This window comes from Celerinatantimonas sediminis (genome assembly GCF_046054195.1).
GTDB lineage: Bacteria > Pseudomonadota > Gammaproteobacteria > Enterobacterales > Celerinatantimonadaceae > Celerinatantimonas.
Genome location: NZ_JBEQCS010000002.1, coordinates 464753 through 484866 on the forward strand (window position 1 = coordinate 464753; position 20114 = coordinate 484866).

19 protein-coding genes are annotated in these 20114 nt (G+C 35.1%); all 19 read right to left on the reverse strand.

What is annotated here, in order from left to right; translation table 11 throughout:
- Nucleotides 1-726, reverse strand: coding sequence for a capsule biosynthesis GfcC family protein (locus ABTQ23_RS04655; protein ID WP_408614466.1), 726 nt, complete (start codon nucleotides 724-726; stop codon nucleotides 1-3).
- Nucleotides 723-1382: a YjbF family lipoprotein gene (locus ABTQ23_RS04660; protein WP_408614467.1), complete on the reverse strand. Its 660-nt coding sequence runs from the start codon at nucleotides 1380-1382 to the stop codon at nucleotides 723-725. Before ABTQ23_RS04660 ends, ABTQ23_RS04655 begins: the two co-directional genes overlap by 4 nt.
- A 66-nt stretch (nucleotides 1383-1448) precedes the next feature.
- A complete protein-coding gene (locus ABTQ23_RS04665; protein ID WP_408614468.1) occupies nucleotides 1449-1796 on the reverse strand; it encodes a hypothetical protein in 348 nt (115 codons plus the stop codon).
- A 426-nt stretch (nucleotides 1797-2222) separates the two neighbouring features.
- Nucleotides 2223-3611 carry an undecaprenyl-phosphate glucose phosphotransferase gene (locus ABTQ23_RS04670; protein WP_408614469.1) on the reverse strand — a complete coding sequence of 463 codons (1389 nt, stop codon included), beginning with the start codon at nucleotides 3609-3611 and terminating at the stop codon, nucleotides 2223-2225.
- Nucleotides 3612-3665: 54 nt separating this feature from the next.
- The gene (locus ABTQ23_RS04675) at nucleotides 3666-5036 is read right to left on the reverse strand and encodes a phosphohexomutase domain-containing protein (RefSeq protein ID WP_408614470.1); all 1371 of its coding nucleotides are present in this window, start codon (nucleotides 5034-5036) and stop codon (nucleotides 3666-3668) included.
- A 3-nt stretch (nucleotides 5037-5039) separates the two neighbouring features.
- Entirely contained in the window at nucleotides 5040-6443 is a 1404-nt protein-coding gene (locus tag ABTQ23_RS04680) for a mannose-1-phosphate guanylyltransferase/mannose-6-phosphate isomerase (protein WP_408614471.1), read from the reverse strand.
- Nucleotides 6444-6515: 72 nt separating this feature from the next.
- On the reverse strand, nucleotides 6516-7679 hold the full coding sequence (locus ABTQ23_RS04685; protein WP_408614472.1) for a glycosyltransferase family 4 protein: 1164 nt from the start codon (nucleotides 7677-7679) through the stop codon (nucleotides 6516-6518).
- The gene (locus ABTQ23_RS04690; protein ID WP_408614473.1) at nucleotides 7676-8674 is read right to left on the reverse strand and encodes a glycosyltransferase family 4 protein; all 999 of its coding nucleotides are present in this window, start codon (nucleotides 8672-8674) and stop codon (nucleotides 7676-7678) included. The genes ABTQ23_RS04685 and ABTQ23_RS04690 overlap by 4 nt, the downstream gene beginning before the upstream one ends.
- Nucleotides 8661-10004, reverse strand: a complete 1344-nt coding sequence (locus ABTQ23_RS04695; protein WP_408614474.1) for an O-antigen ligase family protein — start codon at nucleotides 10002-10004, stop codon at nucleotides 8661-8663. The genes ABTQ23_RS04690 and ABTQ23_RS04695 overlap by 14 nt, the downstream gene beginning before the upstream one ends.
- The gene (locus tag ABTQ23_RS04700) at nucleotides 10001-10384 is read right to left on the reverse strand and encodes an LbetaH domain-containing protein (RefSeq protein WP_408614475.1); all 384 of its coding nucleotides are present in this window, start codon (nucleotides 10382-10384) and stop codon (nucleotides 10001-10003) included. Before ABTQ23_RS04700 ends, ABTQ23_RS04695 begins: the two co-directional genes overlap by 4 nt.
- A 228-nt stretch (nucleotides 10385-10612) precedes the next feature.
- The gene (locus tag ABTQ23_RS04705; protein WP_408614476.1) at nucleotides 10613-11509 is read right to left on the reverse strand and encodes a glycosyltransferase; all 897 of its coding nucleotides are present in this window, start codon (nucleotides 11507-11509) and stop codon (nucleotides 10613-10615) included.
- Between the two features lie 4 nt (nucleotides 11510-11513).
- Complete coding sequence (gene fcl, locus ABTQ23_RS04710) at nucleotides 11514-12476, reverse strand: GDP-L-fucose synthase (protein ID WP_408614477.1); 963 nt, start codon at nucleotides 12474-12476, stop codon at nucleotides 11514-11516.
- 2 nt (nucleotides 12477-12478) lie between these two features.
- Nucleotides 12479-13603: a GDP-mannose 4,6-dehydratase gene (gmd, locus tag ABTQ23_RS04715; protein ID WP_408614478.1), complete on the reverse strand. Its 1125-nt coding sequence runs from the start codon at nucleotides 13601-13603 to the stop codon at nucleotides 12479-12481.
- Between the two features lie 3 nt (nucleotides 13604-13606).
- Nucleotides 13607-14263: a CatB-related O-acetyltransferase gene (locus tag ABTQ23_RS04720; protein ID WP_408614479.1), complete on the reverse strand. Its 657-nt coding sequence runs from the start codon at nucleotides 14261-14263 to the stop codon at nucleotides 13607-13609.
- The gene (locus ABTQ23_RS04725; RefSeq protein ID WP_408614480.1) at nucleotides 14247-15179 is read right to left on the reverse strand and encodes a hypothetical protein; all 933 of its coding nucleotides are present in this window, start codon (nucleotides 15177-15179) and stop codon (nucleotides 14247-14249) included. Before ABTQ23_RS04725 ends, ABTQ23_RS04720 begins: the two co-directional genes overlap by 17 nt.
- Complete coding sequence (locus ABTQ23_RS04730) at nucleotides 15176-16123, reverse strand: glycosyltransferase family 2 protein (protein WP_408614481.1); 948 nt, start codon at nucleotides 16121-16123, stop codon at nucleotides 15176-15178. The genes ABTQ23_RS04725 and ABTQ23_RS04730 overlap by 4 nt, the downstream gene beginning before the upstream one ends.
- Nucleotides 16120-17064: a glycosyltransferase family 10 domain-containing protein gene (locus tag ABTQ23_RS04735; protein WP_408614482.1), complete on the reverse strand. Its 945-nt coding sequence runs from the start codon at nucleotides 17062-17064 to the stop codon at nucleotides 16120-16122. Before ABTQ23_RS04735 ends, ABTQ23_RS04730 begins: the two co-directional genes overlap by 4 nt.
- Nucleotides 17065-17099: 35 nt before the next feature.
- Nucleotides 17100-18839 (reverse strand): ABC transporter ATP-binding protein, encoded by a 1740-nt coding sequence (locus ABTQ23_RS04740; RefSeq protein ID WP_408614483.1) that lies wholly within the window; start codon nucleotides 18837-18839, stop codon nucleotides 17100-17102.
- Nucleotides 18840-18937: 98 nt separating this feature from the next.
- A complete protein-coding gene (locus tag ABTQ23_RS04745) occupies nucleotides 18938-19825 on the reverse strand; it encodes an O-fucosyltransferase family protein (protein WP_408614484.1) in 888 nt (295 codons plus the stop codon).
- Between the last annotated feature and the right edge of the window lie 289 nt (nucleotides 19826-20114).

Below are 20114 nucleotides of genomic sequence, written 5' to 3' on the forward strand. Positions count from 1 at the left end.
TTAATAAGGGAGGATCTGCGCGGCATATAGCTGCGCCATTGAGTCATTAAAATCTTTATGCCCACTTAATGGGACATATAAGACACTACCCGGCGCCAAATACGCTTTTTGGGCATTCCAATAGCTCACCCCAATTTTGCGAATTTTAGTATCAGGCGTAATCACCCAAACATAACTTGGGTCCGCTCCAGGCAAACGATGCACCGATTGCATATAATCACGCACCGTCATCCCACCTTTAAACGGTATTTTAGCAATCGAAGCTGCGCCGCCTGCAATAATACTGCTGGGGCGTTTGGGCGCAATAAATGTATCCCCTTGTATAAGGGGACGGTTCTGTTTGGGTTTGATATCAACAAGATCCCAATCAAATTGCCATAGCACGCGCCCTGTTGCGACAAAACTGGTGATTTGCCGATAAAAGGACGTGCGAGTTATTGAGGCCAAATGCATATCTTGCAAGCGATATTGCAGTGCCCAACGAATTCGGCTCTGCTGAAGTTTATCTTGTTCTCGGGTTAAAGCGATACCTAATGGATAAGCATCTGTTTTTAGTTGCCAGTGACTGGTCAGCGCAGCAATGCGAGCCCCAGGAGGAACATGATACGTTTGCGGTTTAACAAATTGCCCTTGCGTTGAAACATCTAACGTGTAATCACCTGCATTAGCGGCACTTACTAAGCCAAGCGAAAAGCACAGAATTAATAGCTGAGTTAACTTTTTCATTTTAAATCCTGTCGATAAGCTTTCAGTAAGGTCAGATGAATTGAGGGCAAATTAGGAATGTACTGTTGGCGTGATTGCCAAACTAATCCGTGGTTATCAAGCCAATAGTGATTCACCGTATGAAAATCAAGCTTTGCGAGCGAATAGCGCTCATCGACCTGAGTCAACTCCCTTTTAACACCACCAATTATTAAAGTCTGTTTACCGACAACTTTATATTCAGCGCTAAACGCTAAACCGTAATGATAACCGGGCATAAAATCGACCACCCCATGCGCTTTAGGGTGTTTGCTAAGCGCTTTAATTCCTCCAGATAGCGGATCAGAAAAGCTAAAATGCACAGAAAAATTCGCTTTTTTTAGATCATCGGTACGGATGATGCGACCATGACGAGTCACTAATGCTTCTTTTTCTTTAGTCACCCAAAGACGCTCATCGCCTTTAGCTGAGGCTAAAATAATTAAAGCGCGAGCATTACTCCCCAATTGGGCATAACTGGCAGCATAGGGAAGTTTAGATAATTGCGCAGATGAGATAGTTACATCAGAGGGCGTTGATAATGCATCACGAATGGTTCGATAGGCCATCTGGCTATCACTCGTACATCCGGAAACTAACACCGCAAAAGAGATAATGCAGATTAAATTTTTAAGCATAGTCCATTAGCAATTAGAGAAAGAAGAAAGGCCAGCAAAGCTGGCCCTATTAAATAATCGGTAAGATTAATAACTGCCAGTTGAACCAGTTGAACCAGTAGTACCAGTAGTACCGCTTGTACCTGTAGTCCCAGAGCTTGAGTTATTGTTGTTCGCTGCAATAGCGATACCAGCAGCAGCTGCTGCTGCTAAACCAACACCCATACCGACCGAGAGACCGCCAGCGGCAAACCCACCAGCACCGGCACCAGCAGCTCCGCCGCCCATGCCTGCACCAGCGCCGCCACCAGCACCACCGCCGCCACCAGCACCACCTGCAGGTGCTGGTGATGGATTAGCAGGGCCCGCTGCAAACGCAGGGGTCGCTACCATGCAAACCGCAGCTAACAAGGCAGCAATTGCACTTTTTTTCATAAATACTCCTTTTTACACGTGTATGCTAAGAGCATACTCAATAGTAGAGCAAAAAAGCTTGCTCTACTAGTGAATATTCTTTGAACACTAAAAAGATAAGTAATTGATGGGTAATATAGTCGTCGAGCAGTGACATTATGAGTAACTATTTTGTAGCCCGGATGAAGCGCAGTGGAATCGGGAACATTTCCTAAATCGACTTACAAATTTCCGGCATTCACTCCGCTCCTGCCAGGCTACATAAACAAATCATCATCTTATAGCCCGGATGAAACGCAGCAAAATCCGGGAGCATTTTCTAAACAACGAACAAACAAGGCCTCTGCTTCGCTCCTGCTAGGCTACATAAACAAACGATAATTCAGTAGCCCGGATGGAGCGTAGCGGAATCCGGGAACATTTTTTAAACAACTCGCATTCTCATATTTAATAAACATTACGACCAATGAAACCTTTAAAAATAGTTAAGAAGATAATTTTTATATCCAAGAAAATTGACCAATTTCGGATATATTCCAGATCATACTCAACGCGTTTTTCCATTTTCTCAACTGTATCCGTTTCTCCTCGCCAGCCATTAATCTGAGCCCATCCTGTAATACCAGGCTTAACCATATGTCGCAACATATAGCCATTAATTACTTTTCTATATATCTCGTTATGAGCGACCGCATGAGGGCGAGGGCCGACAATTGACATACTACCTTGAATTACATTAAAAAATTGAGGTAATTCATCTAGAGATGTTCGGCGCAGGAAACCTCCGATTGGCGTTAACCGACTATCTCCAGCCTTTGCTTGAGTAACAACATTACCGTCCTCCATGACTGTCATACTACGAAATTTCCAAACTTTAATAGGTTTACCTTGAATGCCATAGCGAGTTTGTTTAAAAAATACAGGCCCTTTAGAACTTAGTTTAATAGCGAAAGCTATGATAATCATAGGAATAGCAATAATTAAAAGAATAAACCCAGCGATGACTAAATCAAAAGCCCGTTTTAACAAACGATTTATCCCATTTAATGGTGTTGCGTAAATATTCACAACTGGCAACCCATCAACATTATCAACTCTAGAGTTCAGTAACTCAAACGTGAATATATCTGGGACATATAAAACAGTACAAGCAGTATCAGCTAAATCTTTCAAAAGACCACTAATACAGTCTTGATGAGTAATTGGCAAGGCAATATATATACGCTCGAACTTTTTCATACGAGCATCATTAATTAACTGCTCCAGATTATATACATCTTCGAGCAATGGTTTATTACTATATCCATTTAAATTGTTATCATAAAAATGTTCTATCTTTAGTCCCATCCAAGGATTACGCCGAATTCGTGCAGCTAGTTCGCCAGCTAATTCTCCTGTACCAACAATAGCCACATGTCGAATATTATGACCGTTTATGCGAAAAGAACGTAATAATTTACGAGTTATATATCTGTAAACAAGTAACACAAGCCAAGTTGTTACAAACCATGATACTTGATGCCTACGGCCATAAAATAAGTTGTGATCTAAAACAGTTACAATACTAACACTTATAAAAGCACTTAAAAACCATATAATAGTGACTTGCCATGCTTCAGAAAGGAAAGGAGTTGTTCTCCATGAGACATAAAAATGTTGGAACTCAGATATTAAATAAAAAACTAAAATTGTTCCAATAGCAAGCAGATACATTGATATAGGAAGATGATTATATTCGAGAGCTATTCCTAATGTGGAAAATAGAATAACCACAAAATCTATCAACCGAGTAATAATCCCTATGTTAGCACGCCAATTATAAATTAACTTATTCATGTTCCTCTAAACTATCAAAACTTTTCTTAAAATAATTATATAGGGTACGCCATATTATTTTCGCAACAAATCTAATATAGCCTCAGTCTGCTGATGCATAAGCTTTTCATCAGAGCGCGACTCCACATTTAGGCGAACAACCGGTTCGGTGTTGGAACTTCGAAGGTTAAATCGCCAATTTTCAAACTCAAGGCTAATCCCGTCAGTTTCATCCACTACTAATGCATCAGCTTCATATGCCGCTCTCACGCGAGCTATTGCTTGCAATGGATTAGCAAGTTTTGAGTTAATTTCGCCAGATGATGGGTAAGCAGTAATACGCTCTGCGACAGCTTCAGAAAGAGTTAGATTTTTTACGCAAAGAAGCTCTGCTACCAAAAGCCAAGGGATCATACCGCTGTCACAATAACCGAAGGTTTTAAAATAATGGTGAGCACTCATCTCGCCACCATAGATAGCATCTTCACTGCGCATCCGCTCTTTAATAAATGCATGCCCAGTTTTTGATAACACAGGAATACCACCGGCTTGCATGACGACATCAATTGTGTTCCAGCTTAGGCGAGGGTCGTGAATGATTTTTGCCCCTGGCTGTTTTTGTAAAAAAGCTTCAGCTAGCAAACCAACAATATAGTACCCCTCGATAAACAGCCCTGTTTCATCAAACAAGAAGCATCGGTCAAAGTCACCATCCCAAGCAATACCAAAATCAGCTTGGTGCTCTATAACGGCTTTAGCAGTGTCAGCTCGATTTTCTGGCAGTAGCGGATTGGGGATACCGTTGGGGAAGTTACCATCAGCTTGATGATGAACCTTAATAAATTCAATGGGTACGTTTAATAAGGCAAACTGTTCTTCTAAAGCATCAATTACGTGGCCTGCTGCACCATTACCAGAATTAACAACCAACCGAATGGGTTTAAAATTATCGATGTTAATATAGGTCAGCAAATGAGCTATATATGCACTTAAATGGTTATATTCAGAATAATGGCCACGATGCGCAGTATCGATAGGCGCAAATTGATTAATAGCGACAAGTTGCTCTATAACTCGAAGACCGGTATCACCGCTAATAGGCTTGCCACCTTTAGTGACCAACTTCATTCCGTTATAATCCATTGGATTATGGCTTGCTGTAACTTCAATACCACCATCGACAGGAAGGGCTTGAGCTGCAAAATAGATCTCTTCAGTCCCGGTCATACCCAGATCAATCACGTCAGCACCACCATCCATTAAGCCATTTGCCAGCGCTTTTTTTAAAGATTCAGAACTTAATCGGACATCGCCGCCAACCGCAACTGATTTAGGGCTCAAATGCTGAGCATAGGCTCGGCCTATCCGATAGGCAATATCATCATTTAGCTCTTCACCGAGTTGTCCACGAATATCGTAGGCTTTAAAACAATTCAAACTGCTCATTAATTAGTATCCAATTCCATCATTATCAAGACGCACAATATCGTCTTCTTTTAAATAACTACCACTTCGAACTTCAATAATTTCTAATGGGACTTTCCCTGGGTTTTCAAAAGAGTGAGCTGCGCCAATAGGGATAAATGTCGATTCATTCTCACTGACTAAATAGGTTTGTTCACCATTACGAACTCTTGCCGTACCAGAAACGACAACCCAATGTTCAGCACGGTGAAAGTGTTGTTGTAACGCAGTCTTTTGCCCTGGTTTTACAACAACTTTTTTAACAATATAACGTTCGCCTTCAGCTATTTCATCATGACTACCCCAAGGGCGAAAAACCTCTCGATGTTGTAAATATTCACAACGTTTATCAGCCTTCAAGCGTTCTACTATTTTTTTAACTTGTTGTACTTTATCTTTATGAGCGACTAACACCGCATCTTTGGTTTCAACCACCACTAAGTCATCCACACCAACCGTTGCAACAAGCCGACTTTGGGAATAGATATAGCTATTGTTAGTATTCTCTAACATTACATCGCCACGGGCTGCGTTACCTTGAGAGTCTTTTTTATTTACCTCCCAAAGAGAACTCCAGCTCCCCACATCACTCCAGCCGGCATCCATGGGAATAACAACAGCGTCTTTGGTTTTTTCCATAACTGCATAATCAACAGACTCATCAGGGCAAGAAGCAAAAATGTCTTTATCGACACGAATAAAATCAAGATCCGTTTTAGCGCTAGCAAACGCCTTTTGACAAATATCATAAATGTCAGGGCGAAAGTTCTGCAATTCTTCTAAATAGCGAGAAGCCTTAAACAAAAACATTCCGCTATTCCACAAGTAATTACCGCTAGACAAATAATCCTGCGCTGTTGATAAATCCGGTTTTTCAACAAATTCTGCGACTTCAAATCCCGCTTCTAAACTAGAGCCTTGCCGAATATAACCGTATCCAGTGTGAGGTTCGGTTGGAACGATACCGAATGTCACAAGTTTACCTTGTTCAGCCAATTTTTTTGCAGCCACGACAGATTGTAAAAAAGAATCTTCGTTTTGTATTACGTGATCAGCAGCTAGGACTAACAGCAAAGCGTCATTATCTTTTTCAATAGCGTTAAATGCGCTCAATGCAATTGCTGGGGCAGTATTGCGCCCGACAGGCTCAAGTAATATGCCACTATTTGAACATTTTTTTTGCCGAAGTTGCTCCGCCACGATAAATCGGTGCTGTTCATTACAAACCAATAGAGGAGGATTCAAATCTAACTTCGAAACACGGCTAATTGTATCCTGCAACATAGTTTGGGAAGAATTAAGAGATAAATACTGCTTAGGAAATGCATTTCGTGACAAAGGCCATAGACGACTACCATTTCCACCACAAATAATAACCGGGACTATCATGCAACAACCTTAAAATTATTATAGGATATACCTTTTGAAATTTTCAAATTTAAACACCTAATAAAAATATTTCTAATAAATAATTTTTTTTCTTTTTTCAAATTCAATCCATTTTTTTTCTACGAATTCAGAAAATTCCTTTTTAAAACGAGCTTCAGAAAAACGACTAGCATTTTTTCGACATGAAGATGCGGTAAATACGTTTATGTTTTTTTCAAACAAATCAATCGTATCACAGAGTGATGAATAATTCTGATTTTCAAAAAAAATTCCAGTTGGTGATAACTCTCCAAGGGGGCGAACAGTTTCCAATACACCTCCTTTACCATAGGCTATAACAGGTGTGCCACATGCTTGGGCTTCTACAGGTGTAATTCCGAAATCTTCTTCTGCAGCAAAAATAAAAGCTTTAGCTTTCTCCATGTACGATTTAAGAACGTCAAAAGATTGGTAACCTAATATCTCAATATTTTTTGATCCTTTTGCTAAATGCTTAATTTTATTAAAGTCGCTACCTTGACCTATTACAACCAACTTCCTCTGAGGCATTTTCTTAAATGCTTTTACTATTAAATCAACCCTTTTATATGGAACTAATCTTGAAGCAGTGAGGTAAAAGTCATCTTTATTAGTGATACAATTAAATTTTTTGATAGAAACTGGAGGATATATTACTGTAGCATCACGCCCATAAATTTTTTTTATACGGCGAGCAATAAATTGAGAATTTGCAATAAAATAATCGACACCATTAGCTGTACGGTAATCCCACATTCTTAATTTATGCAGGATCCACTTGGCTAAAAAACCCTTAAATCCCTTATTTAAACCTGATTCCCTAAGATATTGATGCTGCAAATCCCAAGCATAACGCATAGGAGAATGAACGTAACTGATATGAAGTTGGTCAGGGCCAGTCAAAACTCCTTTAGCAACTGCATGTGAGCTAGAAATAACAACATCTGCTTCTGAAACGTCAAGTTGTTCTATAGCAAGAGGCATTAAAGGCAAGTACTTGGGATACTTGTTCTTAGCATTGGGTAACTTCTGAATAAAGGTTGTATGAATTGATACATCTCCAAAATAAACCCTATCTTCACTTTTTAGAAAATCTATAACAGAGAAAAGACTATTGCATTTTACGGATTCCATTATAGAAGCTATAACTCGCTCGGCCCCTGAATAACTAACCAGCCAATCAGCGACAATACAAGCATGAAACTTTTGCTCTATCATATCTTCTCTTCTAATTCTGCGCTATTAATAATACTAACAACTCGATCAGCAACCCTATCCCAGCTAAACATTCTGGCTCGCTCAATACCCTTTCTAATCAAAATTGTCCTCAATTGATCATTGTAAACTAAAGATTCAATACCTTCAGAAATTGCAACTTCATCCTTAGGATCAACTAAAAGTGCTGCCTGGCCAGCAACTTCAGGTAATGATGTTACGTTAGATGTGAGTACTGGAATGCCGCAAGCCATTGCTTCAATAACGGGCAACCCAAATCCCTCATAAAGAGATGGAAAGACTAAGCCTTCAGCTCCCTTATATAAATGAGGTAAATTTCTATCACTTATCAATCCCCCAAAAACTATGCGTTCTTGTAATCCAATGTTTTCAATTAAAATTTTAAGTTTTTCAGTCACTGTTCCTGTAAAAAACAATTTAATCGAAGATTCTATATTAGCGCTTGCAAAAGCTTTAATCAGTCCTACCTCATTTTTATGTTCCTTGCGATTACTTACGCAAAGTAAATATCTGAATCCGGGTTTGTAGGGAAGAACATCCAGATTAAAACATTTATCAACTCCATTGCCAACATTGATGACATTTCTGGGATTAGCCCCACTCCATTCTACAATTCGTTGACGAGAAAACTCTGAGACAGTCAGCACCCTATAAGCATGCTTACAAGCTCGTTTTATTATAAGTTTATAATATATTTTTTTAAAAAAATTACTGTTATATGGAATATCTATATGATTGAGATCATGAACAGTGAAAATATAATGTTTCAATCCAATTAAAGGCGCATTGAAACCAGGAGAAAAAACCAGTTTATCTCTATTCCTAAATAAAAACCAACTTAAATATAAAAAATCCATTGGATGTGTTGGGCTAATTGGTAAAATAAAACCACTAACATTTCCCTTTAAACGAGAAAAAAGCTCAGAACTAAATTTTCCTATACCATTTTTTCCTACCCAGCGGCTATCGACTAGCATACTCACTCCTACGTAAATATCTATAGACACTATGTCCAAAGGCGATAAAAATCCAAATAAACATTGAATATGCTGGGGCAACCGAAACCAAACAACCAAAAGTAAATAATGTCCCTACTGCAAAACATCGCATTATTTCAAATTGCCTTCCAAATTTGAAAAATTTATAAAAGCTACTAAAAAATATGGCAATCATCATACTAAACCCAAAAATCCCAAGTTCAGCTAATACTGAAACAAACGTACTTTGTGGAAAACTGCCGGAAGCCAAAGTCTCCCCATAAGTTTTTATATTCATTACCCCTTCATATAAGGGCATATAAAAAATGCTACTACCAGGACCAACTCCAAAAAGAAAGAATTTATAAAAAATATGCAATCCTATTATATTTGTATAGGCTCTAAAGGAGCCAGAATCAAGAGTGTTTGTAGGATTAGAGAATAAATGTTCAACCTTATAAAAAAATATATAACTTATCATATTTCCATATGAGGAATTAAACATTAGATAGAATAATATCAAAGAAACACTTGTAATTAAAAAAACAATTTTTAGTTTTCCTTTAGTTTTAGACAACAAGAAACAAACGAAAAAACACGAAATAAGAAAGCTAACTATAGCACTTGACATCGTTAAAATAAAAGAAATTAAGTTAATAACACTTATCCACAGCAGCATATACCTAGAAAATATTTTTCGATAAAAATATATAAATAATATAATCCACCCTTGGTATAACACATAAAAGCTAGGCTCTTGGCTAAATCCGGATGTTCGCACCCCATAATCTATATCACCTACATGTTGTAAGAAAGAGGGCAAAGCTTGGACAGGACCTTTAATGGATAAAAAAACATTAAGAAAAGAAGTTATTAATGTTATAACAGCTATAATAGTGGAAATAAATATTAACCACCGAATTGTTCGGTATAAACCTATTACATCCCATTTTATATTAGATATTGCAATAAATGAAAAACCACATAAAATATAATAGATTGTTGGAATTGTAGTCGCTATGTATATAGAATATCTAAATGTTTTCAAAGCCCCTGGAAACCAGCTATTATAAACTTCTAGGGTATGTTCTGACAGCCGAAGAATGCCTAAAAAAAATGATAGAATAGGTAATATTATAAAAAACATAAGTACTAAATAATCATACTTTTTAATTGTAAGTTTAAATCCGACAAAAAATAGAAATACTATAAATATAGTTAATAATTCATAAATATTAAGAGAGCCACCAACTCTAAAAACAGGAAATTGCTGAAAGCCAGATAATAGTATTATCATGATAGCTAACTGATGGCACCGGTTATTCTTCACTTGAAAATCCCCGTAGCTGTTATGTTAGGCGGAACAGCCGTTAAGATAGTAGAATTAGCCCCTATCTTTGCATTTTCTCCAATAACACAATTACCTAAAATAACAGCCCCTGTACCGATATAAACATAATCCGATATCACCGGGTAACTAGTCCCTAACTTTTCGACTACTCCAATAGTTACAAATTGAAAAATCGTAACACCTTTTCCTATTTTACATTTAGAATGAATAATAATTCCATAAGGATGAGGCAACCTTAGTGACACAATAGACTCTATATCGTCAAAAACGCAAGGATTTATCTCTACATGATAAATCATTTGTAAAACAATTTTACGTAGTATTTTATAATAAAACTTATATTTTGATTTAAATTCCATAAACAGAATCAAAATAACAATTCTTTCATGAAAGGATTTTTTTAAAATTTTACTTATATTACTAAACATTTTATTTTGATTTTTATAAACAGGTTTGAAATATTCAACATGAAAATAAATTCATTCGAATTCAACATCCAATATTGACTACATATTGTAAATATATAACTAATCGCTGTTAATTTAACCGAACTAAACTCAGCTGACTCACATTCCACTTTTAAAAATTTATTTAATCATCCACTTTCTTTTTTTGAATGTTAGAAATCTAAATAAGTCTCCCAAAAAAATGAAAGCATTATAGCCAAGAAAACGTAAAATAACATATTTAATATATACTTTAAATTTAAATATCAATCTATTTAATAATGGAGGATTTATATTCAACAATTGATTTATTTTTTTCATTTCTCTATATATTAGATAAACATTCTCAGGTTTTGTTGATGTTCCTCCATGAGGCATACGATCTATTAATAAATCAATAAATAATGGATTTTTTCGTTGAATGCTTTTTAGCATAATGAATGAGTCTCCAACAACCTTATATTGTTTAAAATCTAAATCAGAAAAAATACATCGATGGTGAAAAACTTCTGGATGCACAGGTAATGCTGGCCTAATGCCCTGCCATCTATTCTTCATTTCATTCCATGGCTTTCCTATATGTTCAAGTAATTGGCGCCTTTCCTCGCTAATAATATCGATGGTTCCATAAACTAATTCATATCGAGGAAAGGCGTTAGATAAGTATCGAGACACTCTACTCATGGTTTCAGAATAAGCCAATTCATCACCAGCGCCTAAAAATTGAATCCATTCTCCTTTAGAGTATTCAAGAGCTTTATTCCACGCATCATAAATACCATTATCCGGCTCACTAAACCAGTAGTCGATGATATCTTCATTAGCTTTTAGAATATAAACGGTATTATCACGAGAACCGCCATCCACCACAATCCACTGAATATTCGGATATGTCTGGGCTCGAATTGAATCAATAGTCCAATGGAGATCATTTGCAGCATTAAATGTTGAAGTAATAATAGTGATTAGAGGATGTTCATCCGTCCCCTGTTTAGGACCAACGGTTAGTTCTCTACCGCCTTCTAAACGTTGATGCATATTATTACAAACCTCTTGCGCTATCATGATTATCTAGGAACCATTGATAGGCATTACTGATTCCTTCCTCCAATTCAATATGATATTGCCAACCTAGCTGTTTTAAGCGCTCTACACTCATCAGTTTACGAGGTGTTCCATCCGGTTTTGAAGGATCTATAGTGATCAGACCTTGATAACCAATAACCTTTGCAATAGTTTGAGCCAATTCCAAAATAGAACACTCTTTCCCAGTCCCGACATTGATATGGCTCTGCATCGTCTGGGTATGAGACTGATAGGTATTTCTATCTAAGTTCATCACAAACACACTAGCTTGAGCCATATCATCAACATGCAGAAATTCCCGTTTGGGAGTTCCGGTTCCCCAGATAGCGACTTCAGGTAACGCTTTTTGTTTGGCTTCATGAATACGGCGAATTAACGCTGGCACCACATGGCTGTTTTCTGGATGGTAATTGTCCCCTGGACCATACAAATTAGTTGGCATCACACTCCGATAATCCACTCCATACTGACGGTTATACGATTCACATAACTTAATACCAGTGATTTTGGCAATAGCATAAGGTTCATTGGTGGGTTCCAGATAACCGTTAAGCAACGCATCTTCGCTCATTGGCTGTTCTGCCAATTTAGGATAAATACAGGAGGAACCAAGGAAGAGCAGCTTTTTAACACCATGACAATACGCCTGATGGATAACATTGGTTTCGATCATCAGATTATCGTAAATAAACTCAGCAGGGTAGGTATTGTTGGCAAGAATTCCTCCCACCTTAGCTGCAGCCAGATACACTTCATCAATCGCATTCTGTTCAAAAAAGGTGGTAACAGCGACCTGATCTCGCAAATCCAGCTCTTTTGAAGTCCGGATAATGATCTCGTCCTCGAAGCGAGCAAGTTGACGAACAATCGCACTACCCACCATACCATTATGACCAGCGACAAAAATAGTCTTCATCATTACTAATTCTCCATTGCAACAGGAATATCAAAACCATTTGCTTTCATAAATGCATGTTGCTTAGCTGTTTTAAGATCTTCTTTCACCATCTCTGCACACATTTGTTCTACTGTTGTTGTAGGTTCCCAGCCTAGTTTTTGTTTGGCATTAGCCGGATCCCCAAGTAAAGTTTCAACTTCTGCTGGGCGAAAATAGCGTGGGTCAACTCGAACAATTTCATCCCCCACTTGAACATGTGGTACATCGTCGCCAGAAACAGCCTTCACAATCCCTACTTCATCAACACCTGACCCAATAAATTCCAGCTCAATACCTAATTGAACTGCGCTCCAAGTCACAAATTGACGAACAGAATATTGTTTACCCGTTGCAATCACAAAATCTTCAGGCTGCTCTTGCTGTAACATCAACCATTGCATTTGAACATAGTCTTTAGCATGTCCCCAGTCCCGCAGTGAATCCATGTTTCCCAAATAAAGGCACTTCTCTAATCCTTGGGCAATATTAGCCAATCCTCGTGTGATTTTTCGCGTTACAAAGGTTTCTCCTCGGCGAGGGGATTCGTGATTGAACAAAATACCATTACAAGCATACATACCATAACTCTCACGGTAATTAATAGTGATCCAATACGAGTATAATTTTGCCACAGCATAAGGGGAACGAGGGTAAAACGGGGTTGTTTCCCTTTGAGGTATTTCTTGTACAAGCCCGTAAAGCTCAGAGGTCGATGCTTGATAAAACCGTGTTTTCTTTTCCAATCCAAGGAACCGAATAGACTCTAATAATCGCAATGTTCCAAGCGCATCAACATCGGCTGTATATTCAGGAGATTCAAAAGAAACGGCAACATGTGACTGAGCAGCTAGGTTATAGACCTCATCAGGTTGAATTTCACTCAGAATACGAGTTAAATTTGAACTATCAGTCAAATCACCATAGTGTAATTTAAGTCTGGGACTATTTTCATGGGGGTCTTGGTATAAATGATCAATACGCTGGGTATTTAATGAAGAAGCTCGACGCTTAATTCCATGAACTTCATAACCTTTTGATAATAAAAATTCAGCTAGGTAAGACCCATCCTGGCCGGTAATTCCGGTAATCAGTGCTTTTTTTGTGTTCACATTCTACTCACTATAAAATTTACTATACAATTTATCTACATCATTATCTCTAAAGATATGAGCTACTAATTTCAGCTCTTCCCGAGAACAATTCCACCATTTTATTCGTTGTAAAGCATCAATCTTCTCTTGGGAATATCTATAGCGAATAACTTTAGCAGGTACTCCTGCGACTATTGCGTATGGTGGAATATCTTTAACAACTACAGCTCCAGCTCCGACAATTACTCCGTTACCTATACAAACACCATCTAAAACAATAGCATTTGCTCCTATCCAAACATCATTCCCAATATTTGTTTCTTTATATTCAGAAAAAAAACTTTTACTGACAAATGAATCACCAGCCTGTCTAAGGAGAGAATAAAAAGCCGGATGGCAACTAATCATATTAGTCGGATGTGTTCCTAAACCACCGACTATAGTATTTGGGCCAATACAGCAGAATTGACCAAACGTAGCATTTCCAGATTTAGTTCCAGCAAAATAAGTATATCTACCAACACAACAATTATTTAACGAAGTATTTCCGTATAACCTCACATACTCAGAAAAAGAACAATCAACACTAACTGAACGTATAGATGAATAAAATCCTTTGAGAGAAAGTCGAAGTTTAATAGAAGTAACTTGCCATTTAAATCTATTTAAAAGCCCCATAAAGTATATCTTTGCCTCGTCTAAGAATTCTTTTAAAAATATTTTTTCTAATTTTCAAAAAGAATTCTTTATAAATAAAGAAAACTTGCTTGTTTTCTTCGACCTCAATATCATCTAAAATTATCTCATTATTATAAGTCAAATATTCAAACTGGAATTCACTAGATTTTTGACAGTTTTGTCCTGTTCCATCAAACCCTATATTCATACATATTTTTTCTTTTGGGAAGAGAGTCAGCATTTTCTGCTTCACTGCAACTATATACCAGAAGATAAACCAGGTCTTTAATCTACCTGATAGATTTAACTCTGCTTGCTGAAAAAAATTATGTGAGTTATCAAAATTCATATATTTCACTTCTGAAAGAGAAAGTGTATTCACTAAGCTCAAATCTCTATTAAATTTTTCCCAACGATCTTCCCATGTGGCCCATCCCCAGCATAGAGGTATCCGCAAAAAAAAAGTTTCACTATTAACAGTCGATAAATCAACTGGGTAATTTCCACCAGATATGCTCATTACCTTTTCAGTTTCACAATATTTATTAAGCGAGTCATTCATATACTTCAAGAAAAAAGGTGCCGTTACTATATCATCCTCTAAAACAATAACTCTATGATGCTTACTTATGACATCTGTAACACCAGAAATAATTGAATTAGCCAATCCTTTGTTCGTCTTATTATATATAATATTGACCTTCTTAAAACCAGTGATGGATAAAATATAATCGCGAACTTGTTGTACTGCAAAAACAGAATTTTTATTTTCTTTTGGTCCATCGGAGTATATATACAATATTGACGAGTCAGCTAGATAATTATTTTGCAAGGATTGAATAGTCCGCATAGTATGTTCAAGCCGATCAAATACAAATAGAACAATAGGGGATAAACTAGAATGCCCCATACTCACTTTGCCTCCGTAATTAATCTATTTTTAAATAAAACATCAAAAGCAGATAACCATTTCCCAACCCCATAAGCTGTCGGTTGTAAAATATTTAAAATATAATTCCCTAAATGAAAATCTTTCTTTACAATTTTAGTTAAAGAATATATAGACTTTAAAAGTAACAATCCGATAATTTTAAAGGGCCCAAATAATATATCAAAAATAATGTTCGGTATTCTATGTTCTTTAATCCAATAGTTTTGGCCTAAATAAAACTGAGATTTAATATGCCAAAAAATTTTATATTTAGACGGCATGACTGTGTGATTCAAAACAAGAATAGGATTTTGACCCACTACATAGCCGTCGTTTCTGATCCTGTTTTGAAACTCACTCTCTTCTGAAAAACCAATTTTATTTCCTTTCATCCCTAATGAATTATCAAACTTATAAGACAATACTAACGATTTTCTAATACACATTATACAGCCGAAGATTGTATTCTTTTCTAATTTAATTATACCCTCAACTGAGGACTCACCCAACCTTGGGTAAAGGGGGAAATTTAACCAGTTAGGTTTTTTTCTTTCAAATACATCAATAACCACACCCCCAAACATGTCAAAATCATATTCAGATATTGTCATATTTGCTAAAAACACGAAATCGCTATTAACAAACCCATCATCATCAATATATGCAACCCAATCGCCCGAAGCCTCTTTAGCTCCCCGATTACGGGCATAACTTAACCCATTTTGATGCTCAGTGACTACTTTATAGTTTTTAAAAAAATTTTTATATTTATTAGCTACTCTGAGTGTTTCATCGGATGAATTGTTATCTACAACGAGAACCTCAAAATTAATGGTATCAACAGACTGCTCAGCTAATGATAGTAAGCAATTTTCTAAATACCTAGACCTATTATATGTACAAATAACTATAGTTAACAGTATACTCATTTACCCATCATCCTATTTTTTAAAAAGGAAAATAACTTACCACTGAGGTTTCCATCCGGTAGATTTCGTTTAATTATATAACTACCGATACAATTATTATTTGAATTATGATTAACTAAATCATTTAAAAACGGAAATATTTGGTATTTATTTAATATTAAATCTCGTGATTCTCTAATATACTCTATATTTTTTTCCCATAAATTATTAGCTATAGCTTCCTTTAGAATTTCTAAACTTTTTTCTTTATCTGTTATATCAATTAATATCATAGATTCTTTAGGAAAATAATCTGTAATATTAGTAGCCCCCCAATATATAGGCATATTCCAAGATAAAAAAGAGTCTGTTAATTTTTCTGTCCAATAATCTCTACATGAATAGTTCTCTATAGCTAGAGAATATTTACACGGATATAACGCAGTAAATTTGTCATTTATCGGAACAAACCCTCTTCCATATAAATTAACTGGATAACCTTTCTCATTTAAATAGTCTAATAACTCCATTCTGAGCACATGACCTTTACGAGACCTGGAATTACTAGTGATCCATGCAATTTCATCACTTTTATGTAGAGATTCAGGCTCCAAATGCAACAACTCGTCATAACTTTTATTTATATGCCATGGAAGACATGTTTGAGTACTAATTATATTAGGTTCATCATTCCAAAAAGCAAATATATACTCAAACTGAGAATAACTTCTTTTATGCCATTCATATTCTGCTACTGGAGGTTCCTGCATGAATATATATCTATGTTTCTTATCACAATTAGTTCTAATATTTTTATGGGGCCGATTTAAAACTACTAAATAATCATGTTCTTCATCATTATTTTCGGTTAAAACTATATTTCCCCAACATCCACTATGATTAGGTGACTGTCGTAAAATATCAGGATAAGACCAATCTTTTGATAGTAAAATTTTTTTCATATAAAAATAAAAGACTTAATTATAAGGGTAGATAACTATTTAATTACATTTGAGTTGACCATTTTTTGAAATATATCACTTCGAGTTTTTAATTCATTATAACTACCACTATCAATAATATTTCCAGAATCCATTAAATAAATCTTATCACACTGCATGATAGTGCTTAGTCTATGCGCAACTATAATAATAGTCTTAACTCCAAAAAAATTTGAGATCGCATTCATAACAGCTCCTTCAGTAATTCCATCCAAGGCGCTAGTTGCCTCATCAAGTACTAATACGTCAGCATTATTGTATAATGCTCTAGCAATCCCTATTCGCTGTCTTTGACCTCCTGATATTTGAACACCTCTTTCTCCAACAATAGAGTCTTTACCTTCAGGTAGCGCGTCTATAAAATCATTTAAGTTTGCGATATTTATTGCCCTATCAACTAAAACATCATCTATTTTATTTTCATCAATTCCAAATGCGATATTTTCTCGAATAGAAGCATCTGACAAGAATATACTTTGAGGAACAAAGCCTATATTATTCTGCCAATTTCTTAAAGTACCTTTTGTTACAGTTTTACCATCAATAATCATACTGCCATAGCTAGGCTGGATTAGTCCAAGAAGTATATCTATCAATGTTGATTTACCTGAACCTGATGCCCCAACAAATCCTACACTTGTATTTACATCGATTTTTATATTTATATTTTTAAGCGCATAATTTTTTTTATTTAAATATTTAAAATTTATATTCCTTAATTCTATTTCGTTCGTTAAATCTAGCTTTTTATGCGTATTTCTAAAATCCAAATTACTTTTTTTACTACTATTATATAAATCATTTTTTAAATTTTCAAAAGCTGAAATATTTGCCTTAATTTGAGTAATAGATACATACACTTGTTGAAAAGAAGGTAAGAGTTTAAAACCTGCTAACGCATATATTGATAAAGTAGAAAGAATTGAATCAACATGACCATTATAAATTTTGATCAAATATAACACTAAAAAAATAATACTTCCATAAGCAACAAATTCTATAGCATATTTGGGAATCTGGGATAAAGCCAATATAATACCTTGAATTTTTCCATATTCAATACTTTCACTTTCATACTTAGTATAAAAACTATGTTGTCTTCCAAGTAAAAGAATATCCTTAACACCTCCAAAACCCTCATTCATTAACTTAAATCGTTCCCCATTTATTTTGGTTATTTCTTGACCACTCTTATATAATTTATTTTTAACAACTCGGTATAATATTACGTAAGTCAAAAAGAAAAGAAAAAAGCTTAATATAGCAACTTCTGGATTAAAGTATATTAATGATATAACTATCCCAAGAATAATCATTACCTTAGAATTTATAGTAAGTAAAGGTTGTATTATTTGTGTGCTAATCCGAATTGATTCTTGCGCTAATTTATTTGTAAGTGAACTACTGTTTTGGCTTGCGTGAAACAACCATGGTTGACATATATAGTACTTATATAGTCTAGCAGAGAGATCTGCGCTTATCCTTGCACCAAACAACGATAATTTATAGGTTGTATACATAGATAAAAGCGCAGATCCTGCAAGAATTAAAAGAACACCAATCCCAATATAAAATAAAAAATCTATTCGATTAGATAGGTGACTTAATTCAAATATTTTTGATAAATATTTTGAATTATTTAAATTCTCTGAATTACCAACAATAGCCATAAAAGGCCCTATAGTAAAGATGCTTGCTAACTCACAAATTGATGAAATAATCACAAGTAATTGCATCAGGTATAAATACCTTCTTTGCTTTTTAGTTAATAACCAGACTAATGTTTTTATATTCGAAATCATATCAAAATATTCTTTTCAACTATGAACCAAAGTTAATAATACAAAGAAAATTCATTATCAACACTAAAACTATCCACACCATTTCGAAGCAAATAAATATATCTACTAATATTTGAAGTATATGAACCAACAAAGAATGATGATTTTCTTATAATTTCGACCTCTGCCAATAAATCTACTATTAATTCAGATTTAAACTTATTTGATTTTATATTAAAATCTGATTGATTATGTCCACTGCCAATATTCTTGTTTGTAACAACTTTTATTTTTTTTGCCATTTTATTTTTTTTTAGATAATTATCCACTTCGCTGATGGATGCAATATCATCTGTAGCAATAAATATTACTGATAATCTTTTTTCTTTAAAATTTAACTTTTGAAAATACTTTTCAATATTTACTAAATTAGATTCACTTTTTAGTTTATCACCTCTTCTAATATGAAATGAATAATAATTACTTGGCATTTTATTTCTGTCTTCAATCTCTTTAACACGTTTTTTAACGTTATTAGAAAGTATCCAATTACTTAAAAAATATTTTGATATATATTCTCTATCTATTTTAAAATTATCTAGCAACTCTTTTTCAAAATTTTTATTCCATATTTTTTTAAAAAGTATATCGTGAGACATAAATCCCGTTGAATTAAAATAATATAGATTCACAAAGAAATCAATTAGTTTATTTTGTATCGTTCTATGATCCCAATAACTCCTTCTTCTAAGAATTGGTATAGTTAATTCATTGACATCTATATTTATATACGGATTTAAATTTTTACTCCCTATATTATTATTGCTAAAATCAACATATAAATTACTATTAGTTATTTCAGAATATAACTTTGCTAACATTAATATTGTTAACTCTGAAAAAAAGCCCCTAGAAGTCCACCTAATATACATATTTTTCACTAAAACTCACTCATTTACACTTTAATTAAAATACTCCGAATTCAACTTCGATTGCACTAATTATACACTATTCCTTGTCGCAAACACGTTGACAATATGGATTGCTTGATGGCCTTTGACTTTGTTGTAAGGCCATCACACTGTCTTTCCATCAAACAGCAATAGATTTGCCTTTTATTAGCTTATGTTAGTCTTTTATCCAATCAATAAATGCTAATTTAAACTCTTTCGGATTGAGCAAACCCACTACTTTTTCTACTGTATCGCATGGCAGAATATCCGTTGAAAA

Bases quoted from the DNA above. Each gene is read 5' to 3' on its own strand.
- ABTQ23_RS04730 (WP_408614481.1), bottom strand. From the start codon at position 16,123: ATGAGTATACTGTTAACTATAGTTATTTGTACATATAATAGGTCTAGG.
- ABTQ23_RS04685 (WP_408614472.1), bottom strand. From the start codon at position 7,679: ATGATAGAGCAAAAGTTTCATGCTTGTATTGTCGCTGATTGGCTGGTT.
- ABTQ23_RS04675 (WP_408614470.1), bottom strand. From the start codon at position 5,036: ATGAGCAGTTTGAATTGTTTTAAAGCCTACGATATTCGTGGACAACTC.
- ABTQ23_RS04680 (WP_408614471.1), bottom strand. From the start codon at position 6,443: ATGATAGTCCCGGTTATTATTTGTGGTGGAAATGGTAGTCGTCTATGG.
- ABTQ23_RS04655 (WP_408614466.1), bottom strand. From the start codon at position 726: ATGAAAAAGTTAACTCAGCTATTAATTCTGTGCTTTTCGCTTGGCTTA.
- ABTQ23_RS04660 (WP_408614467.1), bottom strand. From the start codon at position 1,382: ATGCTTAAAAATTTAATCTGCATTATCTCTTTTGCGGTGTTAGTTTCC.
- fcl (WP_408614477.1), bottom strand. From the start codon at position 12,476: ATGATGAAGACTATTTTTGTCGCTGGTCATAATGGTATGGTGGGTAGT.
- ABTQ23_RS04705 (WP_408614476.1), bottom strand. From the start codon at position 11,509: ATGCATCAACGTTTAGAAGGCGGTAGAGAACTAACCGTTGGTCCTAAA.
- ABTQ23_RS04740 (WP_408614483.1), bottom strand. From the start codon at position 18,839: ATGCAATTACTTGTGATTATTTCATCAATTTGTGAGTTAGCAAGCATC.
- ABTQ23_RS04720 (WP_408614479.1), bottom strand. From the start codon at position 14,263: ATGGGGCTTTTAAATAGATTTAAATGGCAAGTTACTTCTATTAAACTT.
- ABTQ23_RS04690 (WP_408614473.1), bottom strand. From the start codon at position 8,674: ATGCTAGTCGATAGCCGCTGGGTAGGAAAAAATGGTATAGGAAAATTT.
- ABTQ23_RS04670 (WP_408614469.1), bottom strand. From the start codon at position 3,611: ATGAATAAGTTAATTTATAATTGGCGTGCTAACATAGGGATTATTACT.
- ABTQ23_RS04665 (WP_408614468.1), bottom strand. From the start codon at position 1,796: ATGAAAAAAAGTGCAATTGCTGCCTTGTTAGCTGCGGTTTGCATGGTA.
- ABTQ23_RS04700 (WP_408614475.1), bottom strand. From the start codon at position 10,384: ATGGAATTTAAATCAAAATATAAGTTTTATTATAAAATACTACGTAAA.
- ABTQ23_RS04735 (WP_408614482.1), bottom strand. From the start codon at position 17,064: ATGAAAAAAATTTTACTATCAAAAGATTGGTCTTATCCTGATATTTTA.